This window comes from Streptomyces sp. NPDC028635 (genome assembly GCF_040637635.1).
In the GTDB taxonomy this organism is placed as follows: Bacteria; Actinomycetota; Actinomycetes; order Streptomycetales; family Streptomycetaceae; genus Streptomyces.
Genome location: NZ_JBEZWX010000021.1, coordinates 67,569 through 81,662, shown reverse-complemented (window position 1 = coordinate 81,662; position 14,094 = coordinate 67,569). Strand labels below are relative to the sequence as shown.

The window sequence follows — 14,094 nt, the reverse complement described above, 5'->3', positions numbered from 1 at the left end:
GCCTCCATGGCGGATGTCGCCCGTCTCGCGGGCGTCTCCTCCCAGACGGTCTCCCGGGTGTCCAACGGCTATGCCGGTGTCAACGAGGAGACCCGCCGCGCGGTGCTCGACGCGATGAAGGAACTCGGATATCGCCCCAACAGCGCGGCGCGCGCGCTCAAGCGGGGCGAGTTCCGCACCATCGGCGTCATCACGTTCACGCTCGCCACCACCGGCAATGTGCGCACGCTCGAGGCGATCGCCACTTCCGCGGCGCGGGAAGGGTACGCGGTCACGCTGCTGCCGGTCGCCGTGCCCACTCAGGACGAGGTGCGCGGGGCGTTCTCCCGGCTGGAGGAACTCGCCGTCGACGCGGTGATCGTCATCATGGAGGTCCACCTGCTGGACGCTGCGACGATCACCCTGCCCCCGTACGTGCAGGTGGTGGTCGTCGACTCCGACGCCGGTGACCGCTACACCGTGGTCGACACCGACCAGGCCGGCGGCACCCGCGCGGCGGTGCGGCACCTCCTCGGCCTCGGGCACGAAACCGTCTGGCACCTCGCGGGTCCCGAGGGCTCCTTCGCCGCACAGCGCCGCACCGACGCCTGGCGCGCGGTCCTCACCGAGGCCGGACGTGTCCCGCCGCCGGTGATCCAGGGCGACTGGTCGACGGAGTCCGGCTACCGCGCGGGACTCGAACTCGCACAGCGGGACGACTGCACGGCGGTCTTCGTGGCCAACGACCAGATGGCCCTCGGCCTGCAGCGCGCCCTGCACGAACACGGCCGCCGTGTCCCGGACGACGTGAGCGTCGTCGGTTTCGACGACATCCCCGAGGCCGCGCACTTCCTGCCGCCGCTGACGACCGTCCACCAGGACTTCGCGGAGGTGGGACGGCTCTGCGTCGAGGCCGCTCTGCGCAAGGTGCGCGGCGAGGGGGCGGACCGCGGCACCACGCTCGTGCCGACCCGGCTGGTGGTGCGCGACAGCACGGCACCGGCGCCGCCGCGAGAGGGTGGGCCCGGGAGCGGGAGCGGGAAGTAGCCGTTCACGGTTCCCTCGCCGGTGCAGGCGCAGGCCATGGGCAAGTCGGCGGCGCCGGAATCGATCCGTGGCCCGGTTCCCGCACCGAGGTGAGGGCGCGTGGAGCAGGCACTTCGGGCCGGCCCGCCCACGTCCCTCTGCACCCCCGGCCCGCGCCTCAGTCACTTCGGCAGATCGGCGGCGAGGAAGGGAGCAAGGAGCGCGAGCAGCGCGTCGGGGCGGTCGAGGGGGATGATGTGCCCGCAGTCCTCGAGGTGATGTCCGGTCAAGTCATCTGCGAAGGGCCGGAGTTGGCGCTCGAGTCCGGTGCCGACGGGGTGGGAGCCTATGGCCATCGTGGGCATCGTGAGCCGAGCGGTGGCTACGGCGTCCTGGATCTGCTGCGCGCTGGTGGGCAGGGCGCGGTAGTAGGAGAACGCGCAGCGCAGTGCCTCACTGCCGGTGTAGGCATGGACGAAGGCCGCACGGGCGTCGCCGGGCACTCCTCGCCCGAGTGTGCCGGAGTCGAGGAACCAGTCGATGTACGCGGCCTCGTTGCCGGCGAGCACGGTCTCGGCGAGGCCGGGGACGGCGTGGAAACCGAACCACCACGGAGTACCGCCCGCGACGACGTGCTCTGCTCCGGGCAGGCGGCCGAGCAGTGCCTCCATCACGATCAGGCGCCGGACGCGGCCGGGTCGGCGCAGCGCGAGCAGGACGGCGGGTGCGGCACCCGCGTCGATGCCGGCCACTGCGGCCGAGGGCTCGCCGAGTGCGTCGAGCAGCCCTTCGACGTCGGCGGCGAGGGTGCCGGCGTCGTACCCCTCGGTGGCATGCGAACTGGCGCCGAAGCCTCGCAGGTCGGGGGCGATGACCCGGTACTGCCCGGCCAGCCGGCTCATGATGCCGCTCCAGAGCTGCCAGGTGTGCGGGAAACCGTGCAACAGGAGAACCGCGGGTCCGTTACCGGCGACGGCGACGTTGAGTTGTACGCCGTTCGTCGTGATGCGGCGCAGGTGGTGGGCGGTGGTGACGGGCATGGCCGCTCCTCCGGCTGGTTACCATAGGTGACCGCCTAACGATAGGTAACTGTGTCACTGCTTCCCAGACGGCACTTTCAGGAAAGGTGGTGAGCCACAGGTGACCACCCGAGGAGCCGGGGCGGCCGGCCGCGGGGTACGGGGCGATCTGTTCGATCCCCATTGCCCGACACGGCAGTTGCTGGACCGCATCGGTACGAAGTGGACGTCCATGGCGGTCAGGACGCTCGCCGATGCCGCGCCGGACGAGGTGCGCTTCGCTGAGCTGAGACGCCGGATGCCCGGCGTCTCGCAGAAGATGCTGTCCGTGACGCTGCGCAGCCTGACAAGCGACGGGCTGGTGTCGCGCCGGGTCGAACCGACCGTTCCACCGCGCGTCTTCTACCGGCTCACCGAACTCGGGCTGTCCCTGGAAGCCGTGCTTGCGGGGCTGCGGACCTGGGCGGAGGACCACATGGCCGAGATCGAACGCGCCAACGAAGACGCCGACCAGGAGACCGGTCAGGGGTAGCCGGCCGAGGCGTGGACAGGTTTCCGTCACCCGGCCCTGTCTTCGTTCTCGTGGGATGCGGTCAGCCGGTGGGGGTGTCCAGCGCAGGCTTGCGCTGGACCTGAGTCAGGTCGATGTCCTCACTCTCGGGTGCGCCGAACGCTTCGACCACGGCCATGGCCTGGGTGGCGGTGATGTCCAGGGCGAGTTGGCTGCCCAAGGAGCGCAGATCGAGGCGAGCGCGGAGGCTGCCGGACCGGTCGGGCATGCGGTGGATGCGTGCGGCCGGGTACCCCAACGTCGTGAGCTTGTCGCCGAGTTGGGCGTACTCGTGCGGGCCGGCATCTTTGAACGCGTCGGTGATCCGCTTGGCGTGGGCCTGGCCGGTGCAGGTCTCCAGGGGGCTCAAGGGCACCTCCTGCACTCGTATGGCCTGGGTGGAGTCGGGGGTGGGCCGGGCCTTGTCGCCTGTGTCGACGGGGATGTCGCCTTCGGCATCGGGTGTGCCGGGCGGGGTGGCACCCGCCGGGTACCGGGGACTCGGGGTACCGCGCCCCGGGACGCCTTCTGGGCGGGGTACATCGCTGCTGCCCGGGGTGGCGGTGCTGGGGGCGTCGGGAGCGCACTGCTGGGCGATGCGCGAGTTCAGTTCCATGAACCTCAACTCGGCGTCATCGTCGGTGGGGCCGGCCGATACGGCGCTTCCGGCCGGGGCGCTGTCAGCGGATCCGGGGGCACCACAGGCGGTGAGAGCGAGGCAGGCCATGGCCAGGGCGGCTGCGGATCGGGGCAGGGTGAAGGTGCGCATGGGGTGGAGTGTGCGGCATGCCGTCGGGGCGTACATGAGTACCTGTACCTAGATCGCAGACCGAGCAACTCTCCATGCAGGTGGAGGAGTTGACTCCTCTTCTGCGTCCTGCACAAGAGCCGGGGGCGCCGTGCCCGTCGAGCGGCCACGAGGGCAGCGGTCGACAAGCGCGTGCCGGCGTCCTCCCGGCGGGCGCCGCCAGGTGAACGCCGCACGCGCCCCGTGGCGTCAGGCGGGCTGAGCTGCGGGCGTTGCCGGAGTGGTCGCGGCCGTGCGCGTCTCGCGCAGGAACAGCAGGCCGGTGACCACCATCAGGGTCGCGGTCAGGGCGTGGACGCCGAGCGCAGTGGCCACGGAGCCGTGGTGGGCCAGTACGGTGGCCATGTCGCCGTACGCCGCGAGGGCTTCCACCAGCAGCACCCAGCCCAGCGCCCGGCGCTGGCCCGTCACCAGCAGGACGCCCAGGACCAGGGCCAGCACGACGTCGCGGATTCCCTTGACGATCAGGAAGCCGCCGCCGTCGCCGGCGGGCCAGCTCGGCAGGCCGAAGCCCGGCGCCGTCGTCTCCGGGGTCAGGATGAACTCCGACCCGAACCAGAGGATGAAGAGGATGAAGGCGGCGGCCAGGACGGTGTTGATCTTCTTCAGCGACACTGTTCTTCTCCCTACGAGTCTTCGACGGCTTGCGTGAGCTTCGTGGAGCTTGCTGACGGTCGAGGCGCCGTCGGTGTCAGACGAGGGCGGCTACCAGCAGGGCGAAGGCGCCGATGATGACGGCGACGCGGACGTAGTGGAAGCGGTCCCAGCGGTTCATCTGCTCCTTCCAGTCCGCGGGCCGGTTCTCGGGGGTCCACGTCTTGCCCCGGTTGTTGATCGGGACGAGCAGCAGGAGCGACATGATCACGCTGAGGACGAGCAGCGCACCGGCGGTGACGACGAGGCCGATGCCGTGGTGGTGCCGTCCCAGGACGGCCCAGACGGCGACGAGTACGAGCGAGCTGATGTACCAGACCGGCATCACGGCGCCGAGCATCCGACCCCCGTGGGCGCGGCCGAGCTGCCCGCTGTCCTCGGGAAGAGCGTCAAGGATCGGATTGATGACGAAGGCGACGGAGAACTCCACCCCCACCATCACGCCGACGCTCACAGTGGTGACGAGTTCGAGTGCGTTGAGCATGATGTCCCCCTGACATCTAGCATTGCTAGGCGATGAAGCGACGCTAGCACTGCTGTCGCTCGATTGTCTAGCAATGCTAGAATCCGCTCATGTCGGTACAGGAACGCAAGCAGCGCGAACGGGCCAGCCGCGAGCGCCTCATCGTGGCGACGGCCCGCGAACTCGCCGAGCAGCAGGGCTGGGACGCGGTCACCACGCGCCGCCTCGCCGAGCGCATCGAATACAGCCAGCCCGTCCTCTACAGCCACTTCCGCGGCAAGCGCGAGATCATCGGCGCCGTCGCCCTCGAGGGCGCCGCCGAGCTGGCGGTGGCGGTGCGGGCCGCGGCGTCCGCCGCGCACGGCCCACGTGAGCGGGTCGCCGCCCTCGCCCGCGCCTACCTCGACTTCGCCGAGCGCAACCCGGCGGTCTACGACGCCCTGTTCCAGCTCGACGGCGGCTTGGCGTACGCGCAGGAGGACACCCCGGAACCACTGAAGGACGCCTTCGCCGCGCTGATGGAGAGCCTGGGCGAGGTCGCCGGGGACGGCGTCGACCCGGGGCTGTTCACCGAGCTGTTCTGGGCGTCCCTGCACGGTCTCGCGACCCTGACCCGGGCGGGACGGCTGCCGCCGGAGGACACCGAGCGGAGGGTGGAACTGCTGGTGGACCGGCTCGCTGTGCTCTGACACGGCTTCCCGGCGGGCACGCGGCCGGTCCCCCTCGGACCTCCCCGCCGCCCGCCCACCGGAACGCTTCGGGTCAGGACGTCATGCTCCACCCGCCGGAGCCGGCCCGGCCCACCACCGACATCGGGGCAGCATCCGCGCGATCACCGGTCGGCGGCCGAGGCCGGCGACGCCGCGGGAGCCCTGCGCCCTGGCCTCAGTGGGTCGCGCTGCCCGCGACCCACTCGCTCCACGGCATGTTCCAGTCGCTGAGGCCGTTGTCCGGGGCCGGCATCGTCTTGTCCTGGGAGTTCTTGACGATCACGACGTCACCGATCATCGAGTGGTCGAAGAACCAGGCGGCGGGCTGCTCGGCGTCGCCGCCGCCCCTGACGTCCTTCAGGCCCACACAACCGTGGCTGGTGTTGACCTTGCCGAAGACCGAGTCGGCGCCCCAGAAGTTGCCGTGGATGAACGTGCCCGAGTCGGTCAGGCGCATGGCGTGCGGTACGGCCGCGATGTTGTACGCGGGCTTGCCGTCCTTCTCCGTGAGGTTGACGCTCGCGCCATCCATACGGATGTGCCGGAACTTCTCGGAGATGACCATCTGACCGTTGTACGTCGGGTGCTCGTTGCTGCCGGACGAGATCGGAACGGTCCTGATCGTCCTGCCGTCCCGTACGACGGTCATCAGCTTCGTCCTGGCGTCGACCGTGCTGATCTGGCTCCGGCCGATCTTGAACGTGACCGTCTTCCGGGCGCCGTGCAGGTCGAGCTTGACGGTGACGGTGGAGCCGGGCTTCCAGTAGTTCTCGGGGCGGAAGTCCAGGCGGCTGTCGTTGAGCCAGTGGCCGACGGCCCGCTGGCCGCTGCTGGAGTCGATCTGGATCTTCGACTCCATGGCGGCCTTGTCCCTGATCGCCGCGTCGAAGTTGATCGTCACCGGCATACCCACGCCGACGGTCGAGCCGTCCTGCGGGGAGAGGTGGCCGATGAAGTCGTTGGCCGGGGAGACCGTGGTGATCGTCGCGTTCTCGGTGGCGGAGCGGCCCTGCGCATCCTCGGCCTCTGCGGCGATCTGATACGTGGTGGCCCGCTCCAGCCGGCCGTCCGGCTGCCAGGACGTGCCGTCCGCGGACAGCCTGCCCGGGATCTCGTCTCCGGTCGCGACGGCGGTCATGGTCACCTGGGTGAGCTTTCCGTTACCGACGGTGACCTTGACGGGGCTGCTGAGCGCGACGTCGTGGGCGCCCTGCCCGGGAGTGATCTTGATCCGGGCGCCGGAGGGCTCCTGGGCGGCCATCTGCTTCACCTTCGAGTGCGGCTTCGCGGGGCTGCCGGGGCCATCGCCGCCGGTGGCGGCATTGCTGGTGCCGCTGAGGGCGGCAACCGCGACCACGCCGCCGATGACGCCGGCCGCAGCCGTCAGCCTGGTCCGTCGTTTACGTGCGGTAATCAAACGCTTTCCCTGCCGTTGGTGCCACGAGCTTTCGGACTGGTTGCCTCGGAAGCACAACCACCCCTTCCCTCACTTATACGCATTCGTCCGACTTAATGGGGCACTTTGTGGCGAAGGCCACCCGATGTACGACCGGCGGCCAGGGCTGCGCCCGCACCCGGACGAGACCCGGTCACCGGCTCTCACCCTCTGGCGCCGGGCGCGTTCCGGGCGGCGAAGTCACCGGCACCGACGCCCTCCCCCGTACGGGCAGGACCCGGCGAACTGCGTACACGGTGTTCCATGCAACTCGGGCCCCACACACGAGAGTTGCGCAATCGTCCCGGTGTCTCGACATCGAGCCGTGCAGGGGATGTCATGTCCTTGGCATTCCACCCCTCACGCAACGAGAAGGCCCACGTGAAATCAACGCGCCCGGCCCGGTGGCCCAGATGGCTGCTGGTGCTCTCGACCTTGATGGCCGTCCTCGGATCACTCACCCTCGGTTCCGCGCCCCGCGCACAGGCGGCCTGGCCCGACCCGGATCCGGGAAACCCCGTCTGCGGCCCCAGTTGGGTGGTGATCTCCGCCTACGGCACCGAGGAGGACACCACCCACACAGGCCCCGGCATGCAATGGGGATCCAGCGGAGTCAACAGCTGGTTCATCACCGGCCTGCTCAACGCCCTGCACGGCAAGGGCGTTCAGGACTCCACCATCGCGGTCCGCAATCTGAAGTATCCCGCCGCGTTCCTCACCCCCTGGCTGCCGGACTACTGGACCGGGCTCGGCATCGGACGTGACCGGCTCGCGAGCGAGGTCAACTTCTACGCCGGCTGCCCCAACCATCCGCACCTCATCCTGCTCGGTTACTCGATGGGCGCCCATGTCGTGAAGTCCGCGCTCCAGGTGCCGTCCGTACAGGCGCACGCCGACACGATCGGCGCGGTCGTGACCGTCGCCGATCCCAGCCGTGACAACGGCCAGATCGGCATGGCCCAGTCCGGAGCGATGCTCACCGTCAACCCGGACTTCAGCACCGGATCGGCGGCGGCCGGCGACGGCGGCCTGCTCGGCCGTATCGCCGTGCCCGGAGTGTTCGCCGGGTTCCTGTCCGACGGCCGGTACTTCGACGTGTGCCGCACCGACGACCATGTGTGCAACCGTCCGGGCGCGCCCAGCACCGATGACCTCGCCGGGCAGTTCGCGTACAGCCTGCCCGCGCACACCCAGTACGGAGCCGGTGACCGCGGCGCGACCGCCAACCGTGTCACCGCCAGGGCTGTCGCCGCCGCGCTCGACTCCACCGGAGGCGATCCCAACCCGGGCACCGCCTGTGCGCCGCACACCGACGCCGACCCCATGGGCGTGGCCGCCGTCACCGCCGCGTGCGAGGTCATCGCCGCCGGCACCTGGTACACCTGGGGCGGCGGGCACAGCGTGTCGCCGCCCCAGGCCACCTACGGCACGGTCGACCGCTCCGATCCGGTGCGCAGCGCCAACGACCCCTACCGCAAGGGTTTCGACTGCTCCGGCTTCGTCCGCTACGTCTACTACCGGGCGGCGCACTACGACATCATCGGTGACCGCACGGCCGACTCCGCCTACCGTGCGCCCTGGACGGTCCGCTTCGGCGCGGCGCAGGGGACGGGAGTGCTGCGGGCCGGGGACATCGTCTACTTCGGTACCTCGGCGCATATCCACCACACCGCGCTGTACCTCGGCAAGGGGATGATCGCGGAGGCTCCGCAGTCCGACGAGAAGATCCGCGTCTCCCCCATCTCCGCGCACTCGGACTACATGGGGGCGGTGCGTCCCTCCGGATACGGCAGCGGAGGTGGCGGAGGTGTCGGCGGGGCCAACTCCACCTGGGGCACCGACGTCCGCATCCACACCTCCCCTTCCGTCTCCTCCCAGGTCGTCACCACTCTGGCCGGACCGACTCCGGTCCGTATCGACTGCCAGAAGCATGCCTCGTCGGTGACCGCCGAGGGCTACACCAATGACGCCTGGTCGCATCTGCCCGACCTGGGCGGCTGGGTCTCCAACATCTACGTCAAGGGCCAGGCCTGGCTGGCGGGCATTCCGGCGTGCGACGGCTCGTCATCGGCCGGTGGCAGCCACTCGACCTGGGGAACGAACGTCAACATCCGTTCTATACCGTCCGTCTCGGCGCGCCTCGTCACGACCCTGGCCACACCGACCGACGTCGGCATCTCCTGCCAGAAGCACGCGGAGTCGGTCACCGCGGCGGGCTACACCAACGACGCCTGGAGTTACCTGCCGAACTACAACGGCTGGGTGTCCAACATCTTCCTGAAGGGCGACGCCTGGCTCACGGACGTCCCGACCTGTGGTGGCGGAAGCGACGCGGCTGTCGGCGGTGACCATATGACATGGGGCACCGACGTCTTTCTGCATACGGCTCCGTCCAGCGGCAGCGAGCGCGCCGACCTGCTCCCCGGTCCGACCGCCGTCAAGATCGACTGCCAGGTGCACGGGGAGTCGGTGACCGCCGAGGGCATCACCAACGACGCCTGGAGCCATCTCGCCGACCGAAACGCCTGGATCTCCAACATCTACGTCAAGGGCGAGGCCTGGCTGGCGGGCGTGCCGGCGTGCGCGAGCGTTCCCTCCACGGGCGGCGAGACGCACGACGCCACCCGCAGCACCTGGGGCACCAACGTCCGCGTCCACCAGAGCGCCGCCGCCGGTTCCCCTGTCGTGACCACGCTTGCGGGCCCGACCACGGTGGCGGTCGTCTGTCAGAAGCACGCGGAGTCGGTGACGGCGGACGGCTACACCAACGACGCGTGGAGTCTGCTGGGTGACCAGCAGGGCTGGATCAGCAACATCTATCTGGTCGGACCCGACTGGGACCCCTCCCTGCCCACCTGCTGACGGACAGCACCGACAGCCGACAGCGACACAGCGAACGGCCGGGTCGGCCTCGGCTGACCCGGCCCCAAGACGTTGAGCAGGCAACGAGGAAGTGGGGCTTTTGTTCGATTTGCGGATGCAGGCCATGGACTCCGGGGCTACGGTTTTTACGTGGGGGCGGCGACGACTCGGATGGCAGCGGACGCCTCCACCACTGGTTCGGCGTGGTCACTGCGGATGGCCTCAACGCCCTTCTGGAAACATCGATCATGTGGCGTCACGGCGGCGGAGGGGGCGAGGCGAGCCGTGATGATCAAAAGAGGAACCTCGTCGAGCGGCTCTGTGTATGTGTACAGGTTCTTCCGGTAGTCACGGCAACTGAGGCACTGCGCACAGCAGTTGGCAGCCGCCCTTGGACTCCGGGCGGGCTGCTTCGGCCCAGCCGGTGAGGGGTGAGCCGGCACCGCGTCTGCATGGCCGGTTGTGGCGCGAGGCCCTGTGCGGGGGCGGCGCCCGTTGTCGGGCGCCGCCCCCGTGCCTGCCTGCCCGGGTCGGTCAGTTCGCCAGCGACAGCAGGGGGAAGGCGTCGAGGCCGGGACGATGCCGGTTCAGCAGGTCGCGGGCGTGTTCGGTCAGGCGCCAGCCGTAGCCGAGAGACTCGACGGCGCAGCGGACGCTCGCGTACCGGGCGCCGGGGTGGCCGGCGCGCTGGAGGTCGAGCCAGGCGTCCAGTTCGCCCAGGAAGGTCTCGTCGTCGATGACGTCGCGTGCGCCGGTGAGGCGGGTGGCACGGCCGCGCTCGCGTTCGTACTCGCTGAATCCGCAGAGCTTCAGGCTGACGGTTTCCGCGTCGGCCAGGGTGTCGGGCCGGGTGTCCAGCAGGCCCTGGGCGACGCGGTTGTGGCCGAGGGCGTGTTCGAGTGGCAGGTCCCAGACGCGGCCGCTGCGGTCGGTGAGCGGGATCGGGCCGGCGTCCTGCCGTGTCAGGCACGGGCCGCGCAGACCGGCGGCGGCCGCGGTGACCAGGGCACTGGCCTCGGACGGGTTCCAGCGGAGAACGTCCGCGGCCCACCCGGGGATGCCGGAGTTCAGCGCGGTGCCGTTGCCGGTGAGGCGGGTCAGCAGGGTCGCTTCCGGTATCTCCCCGTCGAGGCCGGGGCCGGCGACGTGGACGGTGGTGCGGGTGCCCGCCAGGTGACAGGCCGCGAGCGCGAGCGCGTCGAGCAGGGGGCTGGCGAGGGTGGGTTCGTCTCCGTGGGCGAGGATGTCGCCGCCCACGTCGACGACGCGGATGTGGTCGACGTCGAGTGCGCGGGCGGTTCGCCCGATCTGATCGGCGAGGCCGGCGACACCGGCGTAGGGGTCGAGCAGCGCGAGCCCGGTCGGCAGGTGGCCCGCCAGTCGCGGCAGGGTGGATCCGCGTGGTGCGACGGGTTCGGTCGCGGTGGTGACGAGCGGCACCGGGAGGGTGTCGTGGTCGAGGCCGGTGAAGTCCTGCGGGGCTGCGGGGCCGGGGACCGGGTCCACGGTGAGGCGCTCCCAGCCGTAGGTGAGGACGACGGCGTCGGGGCCTCCGCCCAGGCCGGCGTGGACGAGGGCGGTGCCGACCGGGTCACCGCCACCGCCGGCCGCGATGAGCAGGTCGGTCACGAAGCGGCCTGCGCGGTGCGGATGCCCGAGATGCCGATCGGGGTGCCCATGTGCTTCCGGGCTCGCTCGTTCTGTTCGTGCAGACCCTCGTAGTACTCGCGGTCCAGCTGGACGACGGTGTCGGAGAAGAACATCCAGGACAGGATGTCGCGGTACTTGAAGCCTTCGGGAGTGAGCTGGACCCGCCGGCCGAGGCGGCGCAGAAGGCCGGTCTCCTCGGCTGCGTCCAGGATCGGCTCGAAGAGGTGGGCCTTGTCCTGGTAGCCGAAGCGGTCCAGTTCGCGGAGGTCCAGGTCGAAGGTGTCCAGGACGAGGCGCTTGCGGATGATCTCCTCGTCGTCGAGGACGAAGCCGGTGACGGGCTGCAGCGTGCGCGCGTGGGCCTTGGTGATGTAGTCGGCGACTTCGGACATGGACGGTTTGACGGAGCCCACCATGTAGTCGAGGACTCCGGTGTAGGAGCGGGCGCCGACACCGAGTCCGAGCAGCGGCACACCATGGAAGGTGAGCACCTTCTGCTTGTAGCCGCCGCGGCCGAGCTTCTTGTAGCGGACGGAACCTTCCTGGACGTAGCCATGGTCGGTGAAGACCTGGCGGGCGTAGTCGTAGCGCTCGTACAGGTTCGGCGACTGCGCGTACCGGTAGGCGCCGGTCTTGGAGAACCAGGCGTCGGGTCGCACGGTGAGGAAATACGTGCTGATCGTGGACGGGTCGAGTTTCGCGAGTTCGTCGACGGAGGTCCGCCAGGTGTCGTCGGTCTGGCCGGCGAAACCCATGATGAGGTCGGTGGACAGGTCCGGCAGGCCCTTGTCGTGGGCGATCTCGATGGCCTTGCGGATGACCTGCTCGCCCGCCTGGCCGCGCCCGGCCTCACGGATCTCCTTCGGCACCAGTGACTGGATGCCGATGTTGGCACGGGTCAGGCCGAGTTGCAGCAGGCCTTCGAGGGTGCCGGGCTCGTTGACGATCGAGTCCGGGGTGGCCTCGATGGCCACTTCCTCCACGGTCGAGCGCCAGTTGGGGTACACCTCGTCCAGCGTGCCGAACAACTGCTCGAAGTGGCGCAGCGACAGCAGACTCGGGGTTCCGCCGCCGATGTAGACGGTGCGCAGCCGGCGGGCCCGGATGATGTCGGCGTGTTCGCGCAGCTGCGTGCACAGGGCGTTCATGTACGCCGTGTAAACGTCCGCGTCCTCGCTGATGATCGTGTACAGGTTGCAGAAGCCGCACTTGTACCGACAGAACGGCACGTGCAGGTACAGGTTCAGCTCGGGTACCTGATACAGGGTCAGGTCCTGCTGCCAGGCGTCCTCGACGCTCCAGGAACCGTTCAGGGGCCGGTAGGTGGAGCGTGAGGGGTAGGAGTAGTTGTACGGCGGGATGACGCCTTGGCGGATGTAGTCGGTGATCTGTGCGGCGTAGCCGGTCACGCGGAGTTGCCCCTCTCGTGCAGGTATGACGGGTGGGTCGTCCGAGAGTCAATCCGCGTATCGCTGCGGGGACCCAGGTCCGGTACCGACGAAACCCCGGGACACTGAAAGCGCTCTTCGCTGTGCGATGGTCCGAACTTCTGCGGAAGAGTCCCGTCCGCGAAGGCGGTTCTTTACGATCAGGGCCGCGGGCGACCTACTGGAGCTTCCTACGACGGTTGTCGTGAAATCGCCGTTCTGCTCTGGTTGTTACGTTCATGGCACCGGCCCGGCGGCGGCGTGTCTACTGCGCGGCGTGAAGAGGATCCTGCTGATCGAAGCGCTCGCAAACTCCGGCCCCTATGTGCTGGACGCCGCCCGTTCACTCGGCGCGCACGTCCTCGTCGCCACTCACGAGGACGTCTACGGGAGTTACCCCGCCGCTCTGCGTGAACGGATCGACGGCACGGTGTTCACCGACCTCACCGACCCGGACCGGGCGCTGGCGGACCTGGCCGCGTTCGCCGAGGCGACGGGGATCGACGCGGTGGCCGGCTGCTGGGAGTTCTTCACCCCGCTCGTCGCCCGTCTGGCCCGGCGTCTGGACCTGCCCGGCAACGACCCCGGGCGCGCCCAGGCGTGCCGGAACAAGGCCGAGATGGCGCAGGCGTTCGCCGCGGGCCGGGTGCCGGCGCCGAGGACGGTCGTCGCGGACACGGCGGAACAGGCGCAACGTGCCCTCGCACGGGCCGGCATCGGATTCCCCGTCGTCGTCAAACCCGCCGAGCAGGGCGGTTCCTGGGGTGTCAGCGTCGTCGGGAGCCCCGGACAGCTCGACGCCGCCGTACGGCATGCCCAGTCCTGGCCGGTCGCCGCCCCGCACGGCCTGCCCATGGATCAGCGTGTCGTCGTCCAGGAGTACGTCGGCGGACCGGAGTTCAGTCTCGACACCGTGGTGTGGCGCGAGGAGTACTTCCACCTGCCTCTGGTCGAGAAACACACCACCGGTGGCTCCTACCGCGCCGAGACCGGACACACCTGCCCCGCCGCCGTACGGCCCGCCGACCTCGCGGCGGTGCGGGCAGCCGCCGAACGGGCCCTGAAAGCACTCGGCATCCGCAACGGCGTCGCCCACACCGAGGTCAAGATCTCCCCCGAGGCGGGTCCCGTCGTCATCGAGGTGGGCGCCCGCCTGCCCGGTGACCACCTGGTGGACGTCGTACGCCGGGCCTCCGGCATCGACGAGGCCCGGGCCTATCTGCAGGCCGTCCTCGACGAGAAACCGGACGTACCCGCGCCTCGCGAGGGGGCGTGCGCGATCCGGTTCCTCACCCCGCCGCGCGCGGGCACCTTCCGCGGGGTGACCATCCTCGGCCGGCACGACGGCCTGGTCGACCGGCACCTCACCACACCGCCCGGTGCCGCCGTCGGCAGCGCCCACGACAACTCGGCCCGCATCGGTCACCTGGTGTTCACGGCCCCCACCCCCGGCCAGGTCAACGCCGACGCCGCTCGCGTACTCGCCCACACCCGCGTAGAAGTGAGCTGAC

The 14,094-nt window shown here is 69.9% G+C and carries 12 protein-coding genes; 5 read left to right on the top strand and 7 right to left on the bottom strand.

All coding sequences use genetic code 11. The features are described from left to right. Positions 1–6 precede the first annotated feature (6 nt). Positions 7–1,026, top strand: coding sequence for a LacI family DNA-binding transcriptional regulator (locus AB0E88_RS22370; protein WP_361632993.1), 1,020 nt, complete (start codon positions 7–9; stop codon positions 1,024–1,026). 161 nt (positions 1,027–1,187) lie between these two features. Here AB0E88_RS22370 and AB0E88_RS22365 read toward each other — a convergent pair whose 3' ends face one another. Beyond that, complete coding sequence (locus AB0E88_RS22365) at positions 1,188–2,045, bottom strand: alpha/beta hydrolase (RefSeq protein WP_361632991.1); 858 nt, start codon at positions 2,043–2,045, stop codon at positions 1,188–1,190. A 100-nt stretch (positions 2,046–2,145) separates the two neighbouring features. Between AB0E88_RS22365 and AB0E88_RS22360 the strand changes: the two genes are divergently transcribed. Next, entirely contained in the window at positions 2,146–2,556 is a 411-nt protein-coding gene (locus AB0E88_RS22360) for a helix-turn-helix domain-containing protein (RefSeq protein WP_361632989.1), read from the top strand. 61 nt (positions 2,557–2,617) lie between these two features. Here the strand turns inward: AB0E88_RS22360 and AB0E88_RS22355 are convergent, their stop codons facing one another. The 3 genes from AB0E88_RS22355 to AB0E88_RS22345 form a co-directional block, all read right to left on the bottom strand. Next, positions 2,618–3,343, bottom strand: a complete 726-nt coding sequence (locus AB0E88_RS22355) for a hypothetical protein (RefSeq protein WP_361632987.1) — start codon at positions 3,341–3,343, stop codon at positions 2,618–2,620. A gap of 228 nt (positions 3,344–3,571) precedes the next feature. After that, positions 3,572–3,997 carry a DUF4267 domain-containing protein gene (locus AB0E88_RS22350; RefSeq protein ID WP_361632985.1) on the bottom strand — a complete coding sequence of 142 codons (426 nt, stop codon included), beginning with the start codon at positions 3,995–3,997 and terminating at the stop codon, positions 3,572–3,574. Positions 3,998–4,073: 76 nt separating this feature from the next. Continuing rightward, positions 4,074–4,520, bottom strand: coding sequence for a DUF1772 domain-containing protein (locus tag AB0E88_RS22345; RefSeq protein ID WP_361632983.1), 447 nt, complete (start codon positions 4,518–4,520; stop codon positions 4,074–4,076). 89 nt (positions 4,521–4,609) lie between these two features. Here AB0E88_RS22345 and AB0E88_RS22340 point away from each other — a divergent pair, with 89 nt between their 5' ends. After that, entirely contained in the window at positions 4,610–5,188 is a 579-nt protein-coding gene (locus AB0E88_RS22340; RefSeq protein WP_361632981.1) for a TetR/AcrR family transcriptional regulator, read from the top strand. Positions 5,189–5,384: 196 nt separating this feature from the next. On the opposite strand, the gene AB0E88_RS22335 is transcribed toward AB0E88_RS22340, so the two are convergent. After that, positions 5,385–6,626 (bottom strand): Ig-like domain-containing protein, encoded by a 1,242-nt coding sequence (locus tag AB0E88_RS22335; protein ID WP_361632979.1) that lies wholly within the window; start codon positions 6,624–6,626, stop codon positions 5,385–5,387. 399 nt (positions 6,627–7,025) lie between these two features. Between AB0E88_RS22335 and AB0E88_RS22330 the strand changes: the two genes are divergently transcribed. Continuing rightward, positions 7,026–9,506 (top strand): NlpC/P60 family protein, encoded by a 2,481-nt coding sequence (locus AB0E88_RS22330; protein ID WP_361632977.1) that lies wholly within the window; start codon positions 7,026–7,028, stop codon positions 9,504–9,506. 534 nt (positions 9,507–10,040) lie between these two features. Here the strand turns inward: AB0E88_RS22330 and AB0E88_RS22325 are convergent. Beyond that, complete coding sequence (locus AB0E88_RS22325; protein WP_361632975.1) at positions 10,041–11,135, bottom strand: DUF1152 domain-containing protein; 1,095 nt, start codon at positions 11,133–11,135, stop codon at positions 10,041–10,043. Then, positions 11,132–12,565, bottom strand: a complete 1,434-nt coding sequence (locus AB0E88_RS22320) for a radical SAM protein (protein WP_361632973.1) — start codon at positions 12,563–12,565, stop codon at positions 11,132–11,134. Before AB0E88_RS22320 ends, AB0E88_RS22325 begins: the two co-directional genes overlap by 4 nt. Before the next feature lie 295 nt (positions 12,566–12,860). Here AB0E88_RS22320 and AB0E88_RS22315 point away from each other — a divergent pair, with 295 nt between their 5' ends. Further along, the gene (locus tag AB0E88_RS22315; RefSeq protein WP_361632971.1) at positions 12,861–14,093 is read left to right on the top strand and encodes an ATP-grasp domain-containing protein; all 1,233 of its coding nucleotides are present in this window, start codon (positions 12,861–12,863) and stop codon (positions 14,091–14,093) included. Position 14,094 lies beyond the last annotated feature (1 nt).

Bases quoted from the DNA above. Each gene is read 5' to 3' on its own strand.
- AB0E88_RS22355 (WP_361632987.1), bottom strand. From the start codon at position 3,343: ATGCGCACCTTCACCCTGCCCCGATCCGCAGCCGCCCTGGCCATGGCC.
- AB0E88_RS22370 (WP_361632993.1), top strand. From the start codon at position 7: ATGGCGGATGTCGCCCGTCTCGCGGGCGTCTCCTCCCAGACGGTCTCC.
- AB0E88_RS22365 (WP_361632991.1), bottom strand. From the start codon at position 2,045: ATGCCCGTCACCACCGCCCACCACCTGCGCCGCATCACGACGAACGGC.
- AB0E88_RS22345 (WP_361632983.1), bottom strand. From the start codon at position 4,520: ATGCTCAACGCACTCGAACTCGTCACCACTGTGAGCGTCGGCGTGATG.
- AB0E88_RS22340 (WP_361632981.1), top strand. From the start codon at position 4,610: ATGTCGGTACAGGAACGCAAGCAGCGCGAACGGGCCAGCCGCGAGCGC.